The sequence below is a fragment of the Microbacterium sp. MEJ108Y genome (assembly GCF_000834175.1).
GTDB classification, from domain to species: Bacteria; Actinomycetota; Actinomycetes; order Actinomycetales; family Microbacteriaceae; genus Microbacterium; species Microbacterium forte.
Genome location: NZ_JXQX01000012.1, coordinates 197,356 through 215,785, shown reverse-complemented (window position 1 = coordinate 215,785; position 18,430 = coordinate 197,356). Strand labels below are relative to the sequence as shown.

The 18,430-nt window shown below is 67.9% G+C and carries 18 protein-coding genes; 4 read left to right on the top strand and 14 right to left on the bottom strand.

Annotated elements, in window-relative coordinates:
* Positions 1 to 60: 60 nt before the first annotated feature.
* The 3 genes from RU09_RS07900 to RU09_RS07890 all read right to left on the bottom strand — a co-directional run bounded on the left by RU09_RS07900 (position 61) and on the right by RU09_RS07890 (position 5,070).
* Positions 61 to 2,916: a lamin tail domain-containing protein gene (locus tag RU09_RS07900; protein ID WP_042539249.1), complete on the bottom strand. Its 2,856-nt coding sequence runs from the start codon at positions 2,914 to 2,916 to the stop codon at positions 61 to 63.
* 127 nt (positions 2,917 to 3,043) lie between these two features.
* On the bottom strand, positions 3,044 to 4,063 hold the full coding sequence (locus RU09_RS07895; protein WP_042539247.1) for an ABC transporter permease: 1,020 nt from the start codon (positions 4,061 to 4,063) through the stop codon (positions 3,044 to 3,046).
* Positions 4,060 to 5,070 (bottom strand): ABC transporter ATP-binding protein, encoded by a 1,011-nt coding sequence (locus RU09_RS07890; RefSeq protein ID WP_042539245.1) that lies wholly within the window; start codon positions 5,068 to 5,070, stop codon positions 4,060 to 4,062. The genes RU09_RS07895 and RU09_RS07890 overlap by 4 nt, the downstream gene beginning before the upstream one ends.
* A 98-nt stretch (positions 5,071 to 5,168) precedes the next feature.
* On the opposite strand from RU09_RS07890, the gene RU09_RS07885 reads away from it, so the two are divergent.
* Both RU09_RS07885 and RU09_RS07880 read left to right on the top strand, forming a co-directional pair.
* Positions 5,169 to 5,564: a YccF domain-containing protein gene (locus RU09_RS07885; protein WP_042539456.1), complete on the top strand. Its 396-nt coding sequence runs from the start codon at positions 5,169 to 5,171 to the stop codon at positions 5,562 to 5,564.
* 32 nt (positions 5,565 to 5,596) lie between these two features.
* Entirely contained in the window at positions 5,597 to 6,058 is a 462-nt protein-coding gene (locus RU09_RS07880) for a hemerythrin domain-containing protein (RefSeq protein WP_156145892.1), read from the top strand.
* A gap of 9 nt (positions 6,059 to 6,067) precedes the next feature.
* On the opposite strand, the gene RU09_RS07875 is transcribed toward RU09_RS07880, so the two are convergent.
* Complete coding sequence (locus RU09_RS07875) at positions 6,068 to 7,054, bottom strand: glycerophosphodiester phosphodiesterase family protein (protein ID WP_042539452.1); 987 nt, start codon at positions 7,052 to 7,054, stop codon at positions 6,068 to 6,070.
* 87 nt (positions 7,055 to 7,141) lie between these two features.
* On the opposite strand from RU09_RS07875, the gene RU09_RS07870 reads away from it, so the two are divergent.
* On the top strand, positions 7,142 to 8,068 hold the full coding sequence (locus tag RU09_RS07870; RefSeq protein WP_042539242.1) for a Bax inhibitor-1/YccA family protein: 927 nt from the start codon (positions 7,142 to 7,144) through the stop codon (positions 8,066 to 8,068).
* 161 nt (positions 8,069 to 8,229) lie between these two features.
* Complete coding sequence (locus tag RU09_RS07865) at positions 8,230 to 8,502, top strand: GlsB/YeaQ/YmgE family stress response membrane protein (RefSeq protein WP_042539239.1); 273 nt, start codon at positions 8,230 to 8,232, stop codon at positions 8,500 to 8,502.
* Between the two features lie 78 nt (positions 8,503 to 8,580).
* Here the strand turns inward: RU09_RS07865 and RU09_RS07860 are convergent, their stop codons facing one another.
* From RU09_RS07860 to RU09_RS07815, 10 genes are all read right to left on the bottom strand, one after another.
* A complete protein-coding gene (locus RU09_RS07860; protein ID WP_042539237.1) occupies positions 8,581 to 9,870 on the bottom strand; it encodes an RNA polymerase sigma factor in 1,290 nt (429 codons plus the stop codon).
* A 1-nt stretch (position 9,871) separates the two neighbouring features.
* A complete protein-coding gene (locus RU09_RS07855; RefSeq protein WP_042539235.1) occupies positions 9,872 to 10,300 on the bottom strand; it encodes a YciI family protein in 429 nt (142 codons plus the stop codon).
* Between the two features lie 113 nt (positions 10,301 to 10,413).
* Positions 10,414 to 11,352, bottom strand: coding sequence for an L-lactate dehydrogenase (locus RU09_RS07850; RefSeq protein ID WP_042539233.1), 939 nt, complete (start codon positions 11,350 to 11,352; stop codon positions 10,414 to 10,416).
* An 81-nt stretch (positions 11,353 to 11,433) separates the two neighbouring features.
* A complete protein-coding gene (guaA, locus tag RU09_RS07845; protein WP_042539232.1) occupies positions 11,434 to 13,020 on the bottom strand; it encodes a glutamine-hydrolyzing GMP synthase in 1,587 nt (528 codons plus the stop codon).
* Complete coding sequence (locus tag RU09_RS07840) at positions 13,017 to 13,487, bottom strand: DUF3817 domain-containing protein (protein WP_042539231.1); 471 nt, start codon at positions 13,485 to 13,487, stop codon at positions 13,017 to 13,019. Before RU09_RS07840 ends, guaA begins: the two co-directional genes overlap by 4 nt.
* 41 nt (positions 13,488 to 13,528) lie before the next feature.
* A complete protein-coding gene (locus RU09_RS07835; protein ID WP_042539229.1) occupies positions 13,529 to 14,506 on the bottom strand; it encodes a class I mannose-6-phosphate isomerase in 978 nt (325 codons plus the stop codon).
* Positions 14,503 to 15,699 carry an ADP-dependent glucokinase/phosphofructokinase gene (locus RU09_RS07830; RefSeq protein WP_153302144.1) on the bottom strand — a complete coding sequence of 399 codons (1,197 nt, stop codon included), beginning with the start codon at positions 15,697 to 15,699 and terminating at the stop codon, positions 14,503 to 14,505. The genes RU09_RS07835 and RU09_RS07830 overlap by 4 nt, the downstream gene beginning before the upstream one ends.
* A gap of 30 nt (positions 15,700 to 15,729) precedes the next feature.
* Positions 15,730 to 16,593 carry a ketose-bisphosphate aldolase gene (locus RU09_RS07825; protein WP_042539225.1) on the bottom strand — a complete coding sequence of 288 codons (864 nt, stop codon included), beginning with the start codon at positions 16,591 to 16,593 and terminating at the stop codon, positions 15,730 to 15,732.
* 46 nt (positions 16,594 to 16,639) lie between these two features.
* Positions 16,640 to 17,485: a carbohydrate ABC transporter permease gene (locus RU09_RS07820; RefSeq protein WP_042539223.1), complete on the bottom strand. Its 846-nt coding sequence runs from the start codon at positions 17,483 to 17,485 to the stop codon at positions 16,640 to 16,642.
* Between the two features lie 2 nt (positions 17,486 to 17,487).
* On the bottom strand, positions 17,488 to 18,411 hold the full coding sequence (locus RU09_RS07815) for a carbohydrate ABC transporter permease (RefSeq protein WP_042539221.1): 924 nt from the start codon (positions 18,409 to 18,411) through the stop codon (positions 17,488 to 17,490).
* Between the last annotated feature and the right edge of the window lie 19 nt (positions 18,412 to 18,430).

Sequence of the window (18,430 nt, the reverse complement as noted above, 5' to 3'; positions counted from 1 at the left end):
AAGACGGCCTGGCGCACGAGTCATCGTGCACCAGGCCGTCCGTCGTGCGGAGGCGTCGAATCAGGCCGAACGACGACGTCGGCGGGCGACCAGCGCGCCGACGACGACGAGCATCAGCGCCAGCGAGATCATCGCCACGGGCACTTCGACGCCGGTTGCGGCGAGCCCGCTCGGGTCGGTGACGTGGTTGTCGTCACCGGAGTTCTCACCTGGGTCCTCTCCCGGGTTCTCGCCGGGGTTCGCTCCCGGGTCCTCTCCCGGGTTCTCGCCGGGGTTCTCGCCAGGGTTCTCACCGGTGACCCCGGGGAGGGTGCCGACGCGCAGCGCCTCCGAGGCGAAGCCGTCGGCGAACCACCAGACCGGGCGCTGACCGTCGACCGACAGCGAGGCCGGAGCCGTCGCGAAGCCCTCGTTGTTGATGTCCGGCATGCCGGCGGGGCGGGCGAAGTGCGCGAGTCCGGGCTGGGCCGTGCCGTTCAGCGTGATCTGCGCCGACTGCCCCTGGCAGCCGTCATCACAGACCGCCCACAGCACGTCGAGCACGCTGTCGTAGTCGAGCGCCATGACCCCGGCGAGTCCCGGTGCGATCTCCGAGACGAGGGTCGCCTGGCCGTCAGCGCCGAGCGCGAACGCGTAGACGTGGCCGTTGTCCTCCACCGCTACGAAGAACAGACCGTCACCGTGGCCGGCGTAGTCCGCCGGGTCGTAGGCCGAGCCGCTGTTGACGTCGAAGAGCGCGCCCTCGAGCGCGCTGTCAGGCACCCACTGCACCGCCTCCATGCCGAGGTTCGCTCCCACGGCAGGAAGCAGCGCGGTCAGATCCCACTCCTGCTCGGCGACGAGATCGCCGGCAGAGGCGTCGGGATCGACCTTGAGGAGGGTGTTCTGGTTCACGCCCTTGGCACTGTTGTCGCGCTCTGAGGCGACGTAGACCGCCCCGTCGCCGTCGACGGTGATGCCCTCGGTGTCGGGGCCTGCGGCGCCCGGGTCCGAGGCATCCTTCTGGAACCGCACGCGCTTGCCCGATTCCCAGCCGGGGATCTGCGAGAACGAGCCGTCGGCATGGGCCTCGAGCTTCCAGATGCGTCCGTCACCGTTGTCGACGGCCCAGAGGAACGATCCGTCGGCGGTCTCCTGCACGTCGAGCCCCGAGCTGTCCTCGAGGAAGGTCGGCGCGGTGTCGAGCACCCGGACCTCGGCAGAGCCGGGCCAGGGAGAGACCTCGATCTCTCCTGCACAGGTGTTGGCCTGGCCCTTGGTGCTCTCCGCGGTGACGGCGAATGCGCCGGTCGCATCGGGGCAGCGGCCCCAGGTGGTCGCGGCGTGCCCCGCACCCCAGGTGGTCGAGTCGACGAGAAGACCGCCGTCGAACAGGCGCACGGTGTCGCCGTCGCCCAGACCGAAGCCGAGGTCGGCACCCTCGATGACGAGGTGTCCGCCGGCGCTGATGGTGGTGCCGGCCGGGATCGCGTAGGAGTGCGTGTCGTCGTCGTCCTTCACGACGATGCCGGAGACATCGAGGTCGGATGCCGTCGGGTTGACGAGCTCGACCCAGTCACCCGGCGAACCGCCGTCGGACTCGACCTCGTTGATGCGCACCGCGTTGCCGCACGCGTTGCGCTGCCCCTTGGTCGAGACCGCGATGTCGATGAAGTCGCCGCTGCCGTCTGCGCAGCGGGCGAGGACGCCTGCCGCGTGCGCGTCGTACACATGCTCGTCGACGACGTTGAGGTTCGCGTCGCGCACGGTGACCGTGTCGCCGTTACCGAGGCCGAAGACGAAGTCCGTGGGCTGGTCGAAGACGAAGTACGCGCCCGGTTCGAGAACGGTTCCCACGGGCAGCGGAGTCGTCTCCGCGGCGTGGCCGACCGGATCGCCGTCCATGAGCGTCCAGCCGGAGAGGTCGACCGCCGTGCTGCCGGAGTTCACGACCTCGACCCAGTCGGTCGCGTCGCCGTTGGACTCGATCTCGTTGATGACCACATCGGGCATCACGCACGAGTTCGCGCCGCCCATGGTCGGGTGGGCCAGCACGAAGGCGCCCTCGCCGTCAGGGCAGCGTGCGAGAGTCGCGGCAGCGGCGTCGCCGTCGATCGCCGCGTGGCCCTCCCACGGAAGAGTGTCGTCGATCTGCGCGCCGACGGCGTCGAACAGTCGGATGCGGTCTGCGCTGCCGATCCCGATCGGGTCGCGGAACGCGGTCTCGGCGCCGTCGACGAGGCCGATCGTGCTCTCCTCGACCACGAGGAATCCGCCGGCGGCGATCTGCGTCCCCGGCAGGAACTGCCAGCGGTGGTCGTCCGAGTTGTCGCGGATCTCATAGCCGGAGATGTCGAGCGCGGCGTCTCCGGAGTTGTGGAACTCGACCCAGTCCGCGGGTTGCGAATCGACCTCGTTGATGACGATCGAACCGCCGACAGGGGCGTCCGGGGCGAACACGTTGGCCGCGCCCTTCGTGGACTCGGTGGTCTCGGCCCACTCGACCGTGCCCGCGACCTCGCGGGCACCCCAGGTGACAGCGGCGTGAGCGGTCCAGGCGGTCTCGTCGACGAGGGTCGCGCTCCGGTCGAACAGGCGGACCTGGTCGTCCTTTCCGAGACCGAAGGCGAAACCGCCGACGCCGTCCGCTGCCTCATCGAGCACGAGGTGGGCGCTGGGTTCGACGAGGGAACCGTCGGGGAACACGTACGACTCGTCGTCGCCGTCGTCCTTCACGACGAACCCGCTCAGATCGACGAAGACGTCGGAGGTGTTGACGAACTCGATCCAGTCTCCGGGAACGTCCCCGCTGGATTCGACTTCGTTGATCCGGATGCCGAGTTCGGCTCCGGTGGCGGCGAGGGGCACGGCGAGCAGAGCGGCAGCGCTGAGCGCGCAGACCGTCGTGACCGCAGCCGCGGATTTCAAGCGGGACATGGGGCTCCTGGGGGAATCAGACGGGTATGACTCCACATCAGCGATGCCGCATGGCCGCCCGACGACCCGCAGGTGCACGGATGGTGAACGAGCGGTGGCGGTTCACATCCGAGCAGCGGGTCGCCGGTCAGGCGATGCGCGTTCCCGGAGGCAGCCGCTTGGCCGGCGTCCGGGTGCGCGACCACGCTCCGGCGAAGAGCCCACCGGCGATGAGGATCTGCACGCCGAGGCCCACGAACCAGCTCGGGACCGTGCTGGCGATGATCTTCTCGGGGGTCGGATACTCGAACACCTCGTTGGAGCACTCGTCCCAGCTCTGCTCGACCGGCGGCTGCTGGGCCGTGCGGACCCCGAGCTTGATCTGCCCGAACATGTCGACGGGGTAGCCGTCGGCGTTGAACTCGGTCGGTGTGGCGTCGGCGAGGACCACGAACGGGTTCGCGGCGAGAACCCACCAGACGTAGTCGAAGCGCGGAACCTCCTGCGTGTAGGTCTCCCAGGAATCGCAGTCCACGATGCCGTTCGGGTCGTACGGACGGCTCTGCTGCTCGACGTCGGTCCGCACCGCCAGGCCGCCGAGCGCGAACACGACCAGAGTGCCGATCGTGAGGCCGGCGACGACGAGGTACGTCGTCGCGACGGAGAAGAGCGGGCGGGCGATCAGGCCGCTCAGCCCGACACCGATCGCCGCGACGACGATGATCTCCACCACGAGCACCAGCAGCGAGACGAGCAGCACCACGGCATTCGCTCCGCCGCCCAGCAGCGAGATCGCCAGGAAGGGAATCGCGACGATCAGGAACGCGAATCCCGTCGCGACCGCGGCGGCGAGCTTGCCGAGCATGATGTCGCCGGTCGAGGCGGCCGTCACCTGGACGGCCGCCAGGGTCGCGGCGTCGCGATCCCCGTTGATGGCGTTGCCGCTGAGCGTGGGCGACACGAGCACGACGAGCAGGAGCACCATGTTCACGACGATCGAGAAGACGCCTGCGCCGACGAAATCGGCCCAGGAGTAGACCGCGAATGCGAGCACGGTGACGCCGAGAAGGAGCACCCCGAAGATTCCGAGGAGCACGTACCAGCCGACGCTGCGGAGTCTCTGCGTCAGTTCGAGACGGGCGATGATGCGGATGTTCGAGATGCTCATGCGCCTGCCTCCTCGTTGTCGGTCGCTGCGGGCGGGGAGGGCGGCGCCGTCGGAGGAGCCTGCGCCGCAGATCGCGCTGCGGCCGCAGCCGGGGCGTTCAGGGTGAGGAAGGTGTGCTCGAGCGCGCTCTGCGCGGGGGCGAATTCCGAGATCTGGAGACCCGCCTGCACCAGGGAGCGCAGGCCCAGTGCGGCCGCCTCCTCGGAGTCGAAGCCGACGAGCACTCCCCCGCGATCGGCACCGAGCGACTCGATCGGCAGTCCGAGGGTCTGAGCCACCTGCCAGGAGTCCGCGTTCTGACGTGCGGCATCGGCCCCCAGCAGCCGCACGCGCCAGGCACGCCCCGTCGCCTGCCCCGGCGCGGCATCGACCACCGAGCCCGCGACGAGGAACACGGCGTCGTCGACGACCTCCTCGAGCTCCGACAGGATGTGACTCGAGATCAGCACCGTGCGTCCCTCGGCCGCGAAGCTCCGCAGCAGCGTCCTCAGCTGGATGCGCGCCTCCGGATCGAGACCCGATGCGGGCTCGTCGAGCAGCAGCACCTGCGGATCGTGCACGAGCGCGCGGGCGAGGCCGAGCTTCTGCTTCTGGCCGCGCGACAGCACTTTGGCCGGAGAATCGGCGAGATCTCGCAGACCGACGAGCTCGAGCAGCTGCGCCGCCCGGGCGGCTGCGTCCGGCACCGGGATGCCGTACAGCCGTGCCGTCGTCGTGATCGTCTCGCGAGCGGTCAGCGACGGCCACGCGCCGAGGGCGTCCGGCATCCACCCGAGCAGCCGTCTCGCCGCGAGCGCGTCCTCCGACGGGTCGACTCCGGCGATGCGAATCGTCCCCGCGTCCGGAGCCAGGAGCGACGCGAGCATCAGCAGCAGCGTGGTCTTGCCCGCACCGTTGGGGCCGACGAGTCCGGTCACCCGCCCTGGCTCGGCGCGCAATGTCGCGGAGCGCACCGCCTGCACGCTCCCGAACGATCTGCTGACACTGTCGACGATGATTCCGGTCATCGGGGCAGTCTCGCATCTGTTCTCGCCGGATCACGGGAGGCCGAAACGGATACACAGCGAATCGGCAGATGTTCAGGCTGCGGTGCGAGGATCGAGACGTGCGAACGATCCTCAACATCATCTGGCTGATCTTCGCCGGATTCGGTCTCTTCCTCGGCTACATGCTGGCGGGCATCCTGCTGTGCATCCCGATCGTGACGATCCCCTGGGCCATCGCCTCCTTCCGCATCGCCCGCTACGCGATCTGGCCGTTCGGACGCGAGATCGTCAGCAAGCCGACCTCGGGAGTCGGCTCGTTCCTCGGGAACGTGCTGTGGGTGATCCTCGCGGGTTGGTGGCTGGCGATCGGCCACATCGTCTCGGGTCTGCTGCTCTGCGTCACGATCATCGGCATCCCGATGGGCATCGCCGACTTCAAGATGGTGCCCGTCTCGCTGATGCCGCTCGGCAAGGAGATCGTGTCTCGCAAGGGCGCATTCGACCGCACCCTCTGACGGATCGCACCGTCCGACCTAGACTGGCCGGAATGGATGCCGACCGCCTGATCGCCTGGGACGAGGAACTGCGCCGGGCCCACACCCGACTCCGAGCGGCCCTGGAGGCGACGCGAGCGGCTCTCGACGAGGGCGACGACCGCCCGGATGCCGCCTCCGATCTCGCCCTCTTCTGCATCGGCTTCTGCTCCGCGCTCGACGGCCACCATCTGAGCGAGGACCGCGCCCTGTTCCCGGCCCTGCGTGCGGAGCACCCCGAACTCGGCGACGTGATCGACAAGCTCATGCAGGATCACTCGATGCTCGCGCACCTGCTCGGCGCGCTGCGGACCGCCGTCGAGGACGGCGAGAGGGCCGAGACGATCGAACGGCACCTCGGCGGTGTCGCCGCGATCATGGAGTCGCACTTCCGATTCGAGGAGCGCGAGATACTGGCCCCGCTGTGCGCACTGCATCTCGATCGCGCGGTGCCGGACGTGCTCGGCCCGCTCTGAGCACGCCGCTCAGTCTCGGAAGAACCCGACACCGAGATCCGGATGGTCGACGAACACCCCGTCGACCCCGGTGCGCGCGATGACTCCCCACTCGGCCTCGTAGTCGCCGTACGCGCTCTTGCCCCCACCTGCACGGAACTCCGACGCCAGGAACCTGTTCTCGGGCCGACATGTCCACGTGAAGACCGTGAGCCCCCTGGCATGGGCGTCTTCGACGATCGTGTTGCCCCGCGCGAGGAGCATCCGCTTGTCGACGCTGATACCGTCGACAAGCCCCGCCCACCCGTCGAGGCCCTGGGCGGTGACGGCGTCCTTGTACGTCTGCCCCTTCGACCCGTGTGCGACGAAGAGGTCGTATGGTCGCCCCGCGGCCTCGATCAGGTAGACGTAGGATGCCGCGACACCGCGTTCCTTGAGCTGCGCGAGCACCGTGGATTCGAACGACTCCACGATCAGCGGCAGCTCTCCGTTCGCCCACCCCGCGGCGCGCAGATCACGGTCGATGAGCGGCGCGAGGTCCAGGCCGACGCTCGCGAAGTACGTCGCGTGCTTGACCTCGAGCACGACGCCGATCTCACGGCCGTACTCGACAGACCCCGCTCGCACGATGTCGAGCACGTCGATGAGACGGAGGATCCCTTGCGACCCGTTGAAACTCGCACTCGACGCTCGCACCTCGGGGAGACGTTCGCGACTGCGCAGCGTCGCGAGCTCGTCCCACGTGAAGTCCTCGGTGAACCAGCCGGTGAGCGCCTCGCCGTCGACGCGCTTGGTCGTCTTGCGCTCGGCGAACTCCGGATGTTCGGAGACATCTGTCGTACCCGAGATCTCGTTCTCATGCCGCACGACGAGCACGCCGTCCTTCGTCGCCACCACATCGGGTTCGACCGCATCCACCCCCATCGCGAGGGCGAGCTCGTAGGAGGAGCGACTGTGTTCCGGACGGTAGCCGGGCGCACCGCGGTGCCCGATCACGAGAGGCGATTTCCTGGGCACGCTCTCAGCGTAGGACACCCTGATGACCCGGCATTCCGGGTATCGTGGAGGAAAGCGACCTACAACCCACTTTGGAGTGAGGCCCACATGAGCAACTTCGCCTTCAACAACCCGGCGTTCCAGCAGCAGGATCCGCGCAACGTCGCGACCTACCCGGGTGCGCCGCAGGGCGCTCAGGGTGCGCAGGCCGCGTCGCTCCAGCACGGAGCGATGGATGCCGCCGCCAACGCGCAGCTGGAGGGCATGTACGCCGCTCCCCCCGCTGGCGCGATCGAGACCGACCGCATGTCCGTCGAGGACACCGTCTGGAAGACCGCCGGACTCTTCGCCATCCTGCTCGTCACCGCCGCCGTCGGCTGGTTCGTGACGCTCGGCGGCGTCGTCGCTCCTGAGCAGAACCCCTACGACCAGTTCCAGCCGAACATGCTGCCCTGGATCGTCGGCGCGCTCGGCGGCTTCGTCCTCGCCATGGTGATCTCGTTCACGTCCCGCAAGAAGGTCCGCCCCGCGCTGATCTTCGCCTACGCGGCGTTCGAGGGCCTCTTCATCGGTGGCATCTCGGCGTTCTTCGAGGTCATCTGGCCCGGCATCGTCGTCCAGGCGACGCTCGCCACCGTCTCGGTCGTCGGCGTGACGCTGGCGCTCTTCGCGAGCGGCAAGATCCGCGCGTCGAAGAAGGCCACCAAGATCTTCATGATCGCCATGGTCGGCTACCTGGTCTTCTCGCTGCTCAACCTCGTCCTGATGTGGACGGGCGTGCTGCCCCAGGGGCAGGCCTTCGGTCTCTACAGCGCTGAGATCATGGGCATCCCGCTCGGCCTGATCATCGGTGTCCTGGTCGTCATCATGGCCGCCTACTCGCTGGTGCTCGACTTCGACCAGATCCAGCAGGGCGTGCGCAACGGCGCTCCCCGCAAGTACGGCTGGCTCGGCGCCTTCGGCATCATGGTCACGGTCGTCTGGCTCTACGTCGAGATCCTGCGCATGATCGCGATCGTCCGCGGCAGCAACTGACGCGAATCGCTTCGCCGTGAGGCCCGTCTCCCCCTGGGAGGCGGGCCTTATTGCATATCCGGGGGCCACAGCGCAAGGGGTTGGCTGATAATCAGCTGGGAGGGCACTATGGGTAACACGAGCCCTGGCACCCCGGGGCTCACGAAATAAAGGAGCTGAACATGAGCTTTCTCGGATTCCTTCTTCTCGGCCTCATCGCCGGAGCAATCGCAAAGCTGATCCTGCCCGGAAAGCAGGGCGGCGGATGGCTCATCACGCTGCTGCTCGGCGTCGTCGGCGCCTTCCTCGGCGGCTGGCTCGGAAGCCTGATCCTGAACCGTCCTCTGACTGAGTTCTGGGACCTCGGCACCTGGCTCCTCGCCATCGGCGGCTCGATCATCGTGCTGCTGATCTACGGCCTGGTCGTCAACCGCGGCAGCAAGGCCCGCAGCTGACACACCGCAGTACCGGAACCGCCCTCCTCTCCAGCGTCGCTGGCGAAGGGGGCGGTTCTCTGCGTATAGGGGTTGTGCTCAGCGCCCTTCGGCCTTGGCCCGCAGCAGTGCGCGCTCTCGATCGTTGCCCGCGAGCGACGCTGCCACCGCGAATTCGCTGCGAGCCTCGTCGTCGCGCCCGAGCCGCAGCAGCAGCTCGGCCCGCGTGGCGGGAAGAAGATGGTACCCCGCGAGCGCGCCCGAAGATGCGAGCCGGTCGATGATCTGCAGGGCGGAGGCCGGCCCCGTCGCCATCGCGACGGCCGCCGCACGATTGAGTTCGACCACGGGCGACGGAGCGATGCGGCCGAGCGCCTCATACAGCACCACGATGCGATCCCAGTCGGTCTCGTCTATCGATGCGGCGACCGCATGGCATTCGGCGATGGCGGCCTGAAGTCCGTACGGGCCACGACCCGCGCCGAGGGCGTCCGCTGCCCCCAGGGCGGCACGCCCGCGGGCGATGCGGCCGCGATCCCAGCGACGACGGTCCTGATCGGCGAGAAGCACGGGATCGCCGTGCGCGTCCACCCGGGCAGGGAATCGTGCGGCGGTCAGCTCCATGAGGGCGACGAGGCTGTGCGCGTCCCGCTCCCGCGGCATCAGAGCCGCCACCACGCGTGCGAGTCGGATCGCCTCCAGACTCAGCTCAGGGCGCATCCAGTCGGGCCCGCTGCTGGCCGCATGACCCTCGTTGAAGATCAGATACAGCACGCCCAGGATCGCTCCCAGTCGTGCCGTGTGCTCTTCGCGAGGCGGCATCTCGAAAGGGACGTTCGCCGCCGCGAGGGTCTTCTTGGCCCGCACGATGCGCTGCTGCACGGTCGCCGTCGGCACGAGGAAGGCCCGGGCGATCTCCTCGCTCGACAGACCGCCCACGACGCGCAGGGTCAACGCCACCTGAGCTTCGCGCGAGAGCACCGGGTGGCACGAGATGAAGATCAGCCGGAGCACGTCGTCGTCGACGGCATCCGGGTCCCAAGGGGGCGCGTCCGCCGCCTCGGCCTGCTCCCGCTCGAGGTCGTGGGCGAGCACGGCCATGCGGTCGTCCAGCCGTTCGCGGCGGCGCCAGCCATCGATCGCCTTGCGCTTCGCGACCGCCGTGAGCCAGGCCGCCCCGTTGCGAGGCACACCGTCGACGGGCCACTGCTGCAGAGCATCCAGCAGGGCTTCCTGCGCGAGGTCCTCTGCAAGGCCGAAGTCGCCCACCACGCGCGTGAGCGTCGCGACGATCTTCGCCGATTCGATGCGCCACACGGCGGCGACGGCTCGCCGCGCACCCTCATCAGGTGCGGAGCGAGCCGTCTCGCGGTGCGGTGTGTCGGTCATCTCACTGCTGTGCGCGACGCGCCTCTTCCTCTTCGCGCCAGCCCTTCTCCTTCTCGATCCACTCGTTGTCGGCCGGGAAGTCCGACTCATCGGTCACGCGTCGCACCTCGAGGAACGACCCGGGTCCGAGCGGCGCCCTGCTCGCCCACTCCGCCGCCTCTTCACGACTCGAGACCTCGAGGATCCAGAAGCCGTTGAACAGCTCCTTCGTCTCTCCGTAGGGCCCGTCGGTGATCAGCGGCGTCTCGGCGCTGAAGTCGACGACGAATCCCTCAGCGGCGTCGCTCAGGCCCTCGCCTGCAGCCAGCACGCCGGCCTTGATCATCGACTCGTTGTACTTGCCCATGGCCTCGATGACCTGCTCGAACGGCATCTCCTTGTACGCCTCGACCGCTTCGTCGTTCGAGCGCATGATCAGCATGTACTTCATGGTGTTCTCCTTGGTGGTGGGGCCGCCTGTCGACCCTCTCAGTGAAGACGTCGAACGGGGATGCCTCAGATCGACATCGTGCCGAAAGAACTTCGAGAGTCTCTCGAGGCCGATCAGCCGAGTTCCTCGACCGCCACGCGGATCGCGTCGGCCGAGGCCTGCAGAAGGGCTTCCTCGTGGTCGCTCATCGGTGTCTCCGCGAGCGGAACCGCGCCCGCCGCGCCCACGACCGACGGCACCGACAGAGCCACTCCGTGGATGCCGTACTCGCCGTCGAGCACCGTCGCGACCGGAAGAACGGCACGCTCGTCGTGCAGCACGGCCTCGGCGATCCGGGCGCAGCTGACGCCGATCGCGAGGTTCGTCGCCCCCTTGCCGCGGATGACGGCATACGCCGCGTCGCGCACCTCGATCGCGATACGGTCGAGCTCCTCGGTGGTGAACGGCTCGTCGGCAGGCCAGTCCAGGATCGGCACCGACCCGATCGTCGCGTTCGACCACAGCGGGAACTCGGTGTCGCCGTGCTCCCCCACGATGTCGGCGTGCACGCTCGCGGTGCTCACGTTCGCGCGATGCGCGAGACGCCAGCGCAGACGCGAGGTGTCGAGCACCGTGCCCGAGCCGAACACCCGGTGGGGCTCAAGCCCCGAGACGCGCTGCGCCACGACCGTCATCACGTCGGCGGGGTTCGTGACGATGATGAACACCGCGTCCGGAGCGCGCTCGACCAGCTGCGGCATCAGCGTCTCGAGCAGTCGCGCGTTGATGCCCGAGAGCTCCATGCGGGTCTGCCCGGGCTGCTGCTTCGCCCCCGCCGTCACCACAATCACGTCGCTGCCCTCGACGACGGCGAGATCAGAACCGCCGCTCACCGCCGCCGACGTGAACTGCGTGCCGTGCGCCAGGTCGAGCACCTCGGCGTCGACCTTGTCCGTCGCGATGTCGTAGAGCGCGACTTCGGCCGCACTCCCCCGGATCAACGCGGCATAGGCCACGCTCACCCCCACGCTGCCTGCACCGATAACCGTGATCTTCGTCCGTGCCTTGGTCATACGCTCATCCTGCCCGAAATACCGCGAACGGGCACGGACCGCGATGGTCCGTGCCCGTTCATGGTCATGCGAGCAACGAGCTCACTCCCACTCGATGGTTCCCGGCGGCTTCGACGTCACGTCGAGCACGACGCGGTTGACGTCGCGGACGCCGTTGGTGATGCGGTTCGAGATCTTCGACAGCACGTCGTAGGGCAGACGCGTCCAGTCGGCCGTCATGGCGTCTTCGCTCGACACCGGGCGCAGCACGATCGGGTGGCCATAGGTGCGGCCGTCGCCCTGCACGCCCACCGAGCGCACATCGGCGAGCAGCACGACGGGGCACTGCCAGATGTCTTGGTCGAGGCCGGCCTTGGTGAGCTCCTCACGCGCGATCGCGTCGGCTTCGCGAAGGATCTCGAGGCGGTCCTGTGTGACCTCGCCGATGATGCGGATGCCCAGGCCGGGTCCGGGGAACGGCTGACGGCCGACGATCGCCTCGGGGATGCCGAGCTCGCGGCCGATCGCGCGCACCTCGTCCTTGAACAGGGCCCGCAGCGGCTCGATGAGCTCGAAGTCGAGGTCGTCGGGGAGCCCGCCGACGTTGTGGTGCGACTTGATGTTGGCCGTGCCCGCACCGCCACCCGACTCGACGACGTCGGGGTACAGCGTGCCCTGCACGAGGAACTTGACCGGGGCGCCGCCCGAGGCCTTCGCCTCGGCGACGAGGTCGAGCTGCACCTTCTCGAAGGCGCGGATGAACTCGCGACCGATGACCTTGCGCTTCTCCTCGGGGTCGGTGACGCCCGCGAGGTGACCGAGGAAGACATCTGCCGCATCGACCGTGATCAGACGCACGCCAGTGGACTCGACGTAATCCTTCTCGACCTGCTCGCGCTCGCCCTTGCGCAGGAGGCCGTGGTCGACGAAGACCGCGGTCAGCTGGTCGCCGATCGCCTTGTGCACGAGGGCGGTCGAGACCGCCGAGTCGACGCCGCCGGAGAGCGCTGAGATGACGCGGGCGTCGCCCACCTGCTCGCGGATGCGCTCGACCTGCTCGGCGATCACGTTGCCGCTGTTCCAGTCGGATGCGAGACCCGCGCCCTTGTGCAGGAAGTTCTCGATCACGCGCTGGCCGTGGTCGGAGTGCTTGACCTCGGGGTGCCACTGCACGCCGTAGAAGCCGCGCTCCTCGTTCGCGAATGCCGCGACCTTGGTCGCATCGGTCGTGGCGAGCACGTCGAAGCCCTCCGGTGCCTTGGCGACCTGGTCGCCGTGGCTCATCCACACGTTCTGCTCGGCCGGCTGGCCGCCGAGCAGCGTGCCGCCGTCACCCGAGACGACGGCATCCGTCGCTCCGTACTCGCGGAGGCCGGTGTTCGCGACCTCGCCGCCGAGGGTCTGCGCCATGTACTGGAAGCCGTAGCAGATGCCGAGCGTGGGCACGCCGAGCTCGAAGACCGCGGGGTCGAGGCGCGGAGCGCCCTCCTCGTAGACCGACGACGGACCACCCGAGAGGATGATCGCGACCGGGTTCTTCTCAGCGATCTCGGCGGCCGTGGCGGTGTGCGGCACGATCTCGCTGTAGACGCCGGCCTCACGCACCCGACGGGCGATCAGCTGCGCGTACTGCGCGCCGAAGTCGACGACGAGCGTGGGGCGCTGCTGGGTCTCGGACTGTTCGGTCACCGGACACCTTCCGTGGCAGGGGCGGGGGCCGAGGCGGCCTCCCTCGAAGCGAGGTAGGCCTTGACGTCGCGAGCGACGATGGCCTCCATGAAGAACGACAGCAGCGGGATCACGCCGCCGAGCGCGAGCAGGATGAAGCGCAGGAACGGCCAGCGCATGAGGCTCCACATCCGGAAGCACGCGAAGAGGTAGACGACATAGAACCAGCCGTGCGCGACGAGGATCGAGAGCGAGATGTTGAGTCCGTCGCCGGTCGATTCGAGGCCCTCGGGCCCCTCGACCACGGGTGCGAACCACAGCAGACCGCCGGATCCCCCTGCGAAGAGCTCGAGTCGGATCGGCGTGTACTTCAGCACCATCTCGGCGACCAGCAGGAGCAGCATGACTCCGGTGATGATCGACGCGATCTGGTAGAACTTCAGGGCACCACGGATCGCCGGAAAGCTGGCGACTTTCGGTTCGGGCATGACTCCAGTCTACCCGGGCGGAATCCGCGTCGATTCCGGCCTCAGGGCGTCGGTGGGCGCGCCACGAGCAGCCCGCCGACTCCGGTCGCGTCGAGCGCTCCGGCCGCGTGCGGAACGACGAGAGTGGCCCCCGTATGGTGCTCGACGCCTCCGATCACGACGTCGCCCGCGCTCACGATCAGGACCGAGAAGCCCTGGTCGATGACGGTCGAGCCGTCGACGGGGACACGCTCGAGACGGAAGTACTCGTCGGCGGGGTGAGGGAAGACCGAGTCGGATGCCGGAGCGGGGCCGATGAGCTCTCCGAGGTCGCTGCGCGACCGCCCCCTGCGGTTCACCGCGGCGAGCGCGACCTCGAAGCCGAGTCCGAGGTGACCGACCGCGGCTCCGTCGATCGCGTAGTCGTGCCACTCGAGGAGGATCGAGAGATCCTCGGGCTGCTGAAGTTCGAGCAGCAGGATGCCGGCGCCGATGGCGTGCAGCTCACCCGGGGGCACCCAGACGACGTCGCCGGGATGGACGTCCACCGCGTGCAGCAGGTCGAGCAGCGCCGCCGAGTCCTGCCGATCGACGAGGTCCGCCAGCACGTCGGCCGCGACGTCGTCTCGCAGTCCGACGTGCACCGTGCCGCCCTGCAGGATGTACCAGGCCTCCGCCTTGCCGTGTGCGGTGCCGAGATGGGTCGCCGCGAAGTCGTCGTGCGGGTGCGCGTGCACCGGCAGGCGTTGCCCCGCGTCGAGGAGCTTGACCAGCAGGCGCGTGTCGGCGCCCCACCGTGCGACGTGGCGCTCACCCAGCCACGCGATCGGGTCGTCGGCGACCGCCTCTCGCAGCAGCCGTCCGTCGGGGAGTCTGGTGAGTCCGACGAGCGCCTCGCCGTTGACCGTGGTCGTCGACGCGATCCAGTCCTCGGGTTCGCGGGGTGCGGAGGCCCGCTCTCCCCGGAAGCCGCTGATGCGCGCTCCCCCGCGGTAGAAACGCTCGGCCGGTCGGTTCGACGGCAGCAGGATCGGATTCACTCGGTCTCCCTCGATCGCACGGCTCCGGCGAGGAATCCCCCGACGAACGTGTCTCCGAGGCCGACCGTGGTCGGCGATGCGACATCGAGCGAGAACGCCGCGACACCCACGGCATCGGGCAGCGCATCCTCGACGGCGGCGACGAGCGCCTGCCCTCCCCCGTGGCGGGGCAGGTCTGAGGTCTCCTCGACGTCGCGCTCGGTCAGCCGGTCGCCGATGCGGTAGCGCGTGGCGGCGACACGCACGGCGCTGTCGAGCGCGGCACGGTGCCGACCGGCATCCGGCCCCGTGGCGATCGCCCAGTAGCGTGTGTGCACGACCAGGGCGCGCGCGGGGATGATCATCTGCGCTTCGTGGAGGGCTCGGATGACGTCGGACTGGTCGAGCAGATTCACCGACCGGCCGACGTACTCCTGCAGCTCGTCTTCGTTCATGCCGTAGACGTCGATCTGCGGCAGCAGGCGAGCCCGGACCGTCTCGGCGAAGCTCCGAGTGTAGAAGCCCGCGTCTTCGTAGTAGACGAGGGAGTCATCTGGCAGGCTCTGCATCGCCGTTCGCACCTCAGCGAGCCGGAGCTCGAGCAGATCATGATCCTGCATCGTGTTGAACCCCGAGACGAGGAACACCCCCGCACCCGCGAGGGCGTCGGCGAGGTCGGGCGCCAGCAGCATGCGCCGATTCGGCGGGTCGTTCGCGAAGATCAGGCGGTTGGGTGCGGGCGACAGGACGTCGCCGTCTGTGAGCCGCACATGCGCGCCGACCGGGTACTGCACGATGAGGTGCGGATCGAGGGTGTCCTCCGTCGCCGAGCAGATGTACGACATCGACTCCGGAAGCAGCCGGCGCACGTTGTCGTCGATGCTCACCAGGTGCTGCACGCTCGGGATGCCGAGGGCATCGAGCACGAGACCGGCTCGCACCCCGGTGCCTCCGAGCGTGATCGTGTGCGCGAAGTGCGACACGAACGCCTCGATCACCTCGGACGAGGCGACGAACCGCTCCGCCCCGGTTCCCGAGGCGACGAACGCGAGCACCGCCACCAGCAGCGAGCGTTCGTCGATGATCGGCGCCGTGGTCGTCAGTTCATGCCGGCGCACACCGTGCGCGTGCGCCAGCCTGTCGAACACCGACGAATCCCAGGTGAGCTCGTAGTCGACTGTCCCGCCGAGTCCGAGTACGAGCGTTCTGTCCACGTCGCCGATCATCCTTCCGAGGTCCGAGGTTCAGTACAGCGACGCCTTGCCGTCTGCGCCGAACAGGTCGATCTTCTCAGCAGCCGTGGCCTTCATGGCCTCGAGGGCCGCCGGCTGGATCGCGTTGGGTTCGCGCAGACGCTGATCGGTGCCGAGGATCTCGCGCATGCGGTTGTGGTACGAGACCTTGATGTCGCTCGAGATGTTGATCTTGTTGACGCCCAGCTCGACGGCGCGGCGGAGCTCGGCATCCGGGTTCGAGGAACCGCCGTGCAGCACCAGGGGGATGCCGACCGCGGCCTTGATCTCCTCGAGCAGATCGTGACGCAGCTCGGGGTTCTTGTCGCTCGGGTAGAGGCCGTGCGAGGTGCCGATCGCGATGGCGAGGCTGTCGACGCCGGTCTCCTCGACGAAACGCACCGCGTCTTCCGGGTTCGTGTAGATGATCTCCGCGGCACCCGACTCGCCGTAGCTGTCGTTGGCGCCGATCGTGCCGAGCTCTCCTTCGACCTGGATCCCCACGGCATGAGCCGCATCGACGACCTTGCGGGTCAGCGCCACGTTTTCGTCGAACGGCAGCAGCGAGGCGTCGATCATGACCGAGGTGAAGCCGGCCTTGATCGCGGTGATGATCTGCTCGTAGCTGCCGCCGTGGTCCCAGTGGATCGCGACGGGCACGCTCGAGCGGTGTGCACGGGAGTGCATCGCCGCGATCAGATCGGTGGTGATGTGAGACACCTCGTCGGGGTGGATCGCGATGATGACCGGGGCGGCCTTCTGCTCGCTGATGTCCATGACCCCGTTGAACATCGCCCAGTCGCTGATGTTGAACGCCGGGATGGCGAAGTTGTTCTCGTTGGCGACATCGAGGATGGATTTGCCGGTGTAGAGCACGTGTTTTCTCCTGTTTCGTGGTGGTCGGTTGTCCGTCGGCGCGACGTCAGCTCTTCACGGACCCCGCCGTGAGACCGCTGATGAAGTACCGCTGGAAGATGAGGAAGAGGATCAGCACGGGGATGGACCCGAGCACGCTCATCGCCATGATCTGGTTCCACTCGTATGAGTGCTGGCCCATGAGCAGCTGGATGCCGATGGGAACCGTGCGCATGTCGATGGTGCGGGTCAGCGTCAGCGCGAACAGGTACTCGTTCCACGCGATCATGAACGTGTAGATCCCGACTGAGACGATGCCGGGAACCGAGATCGGCACCAGGATCCGCCAGAGGGCGGTCATGGACCCGGCGCCGTCGACACGGACGGCCTCGTCGAGCTCCTTCGGCAGGGTGTTGAAGTAGCCGGTCATCATGATGATCGCGTAGGGCAGCGTGAACACCATGTAGGTGAGGATCAGGCCGAGGTACGAGTTGTACAGCCCGAGCGCAACCATGAGTCCGAAGTACGGGATCAACAGCGTGATCGGAGGCACGGCCTGCACGCTGACGATCACCACGTTCAGGATGCGCTTGCCTCGGAACTCGAACCGGCTGAACGCGTAGGCCGCCTGGATCGCCACCAGCAGGGTGAGGATCGTGACCGACCCCGCCACGATGTAGCTGTTCAGGAAGAACCGCATGGTCTCGGGGTTCGTGAAGATCGCGATGTAGGCGTCGAACGAGAACGTGTCGGTGATCAGCCGCGGGGGAAGCTCGAAGATCTGCGTGTTCGACTTGAACGAGCTCGACAGCATCCACAGCACGGGACCGGCGGCGAAGACCGCGCCGATGATGAGACCGATGGTCAGGCCCGTCTTGGCGACACGGCGCTGGGCGAGGGCGGTGAGAGCCATGATCAGTCCCTCGCTTTCTGGTGACGGACGTAGAACACGGCGAGCACCATCGACATCAGCAGGACCAGGACCGCGGAGGTCGCCGCGAGCGAGAAGTCGTATTTGGCGAAGGCGAGCTTGTAGGTGAAGGTGCTGAGCACCTCTGTGACATCGATCGGTCCGCCACCCGTGGTCATCCAGATGAGGGCGAACTGCTGCGAGGTCCAGATCAGGTCGAGCAGCACCAGGCTGATGATGATGGGACGCAGCTGCGGGATGGTGACGTTCCAGAACCGCTGCACGCTGTTCGCGCCGTCGACGGTCGCAGCCTCGTGCAGTTCGGCCGGAACTCCCTGGAGGCCCGCGAGCAGGCTCACCATGAAGAACGGGTAGCCGGCCCAGATGTTGATGAAGATGATGGTGCCCAGCGCGAGCTGCGGAGAGGCGAGCCACTCGATGTCGGTGTTGAGCAGGAAGTTGACCACGCCGTTCGGGGCGAGGAGCATGCGCCAGAGCACGGCGATCACCGCGACGGTGAAGAGCCACGGCAAGACGTAGAGAGCCCGGAAGAGCGAACGCGAGAACCGACCGAGCAGGGGGCTGTTGAGCATCATCGCGAACGCGAGACCCAGCACGAGGTGCGCTGCGACGCTTGCCACCGTGAAGAGGATGGTGTTGCCCGTCGCCTTCCAGAAACCGGGATCCGAGAGGATCTCGACATAGTTCTGGATTCCGACGAACTCCGGCGACTTGTTCAGGATCACGTTGTCCTGGAACGAGTACCCGATCACCATCACGATCGGGATGATCATCAGCACGAACAGCAGGATGATCGTCGGCGAGAGGAATCCGTACGACTCCGTGGTCTTGCGCAGCTGTCGGCGTCGCCGCGACAGCGCGACCCCTGTGACGATCACCTCGGTGTCGTCTGACATCTTCAGGCTCATGGGAACCGGTGCTCCTTGG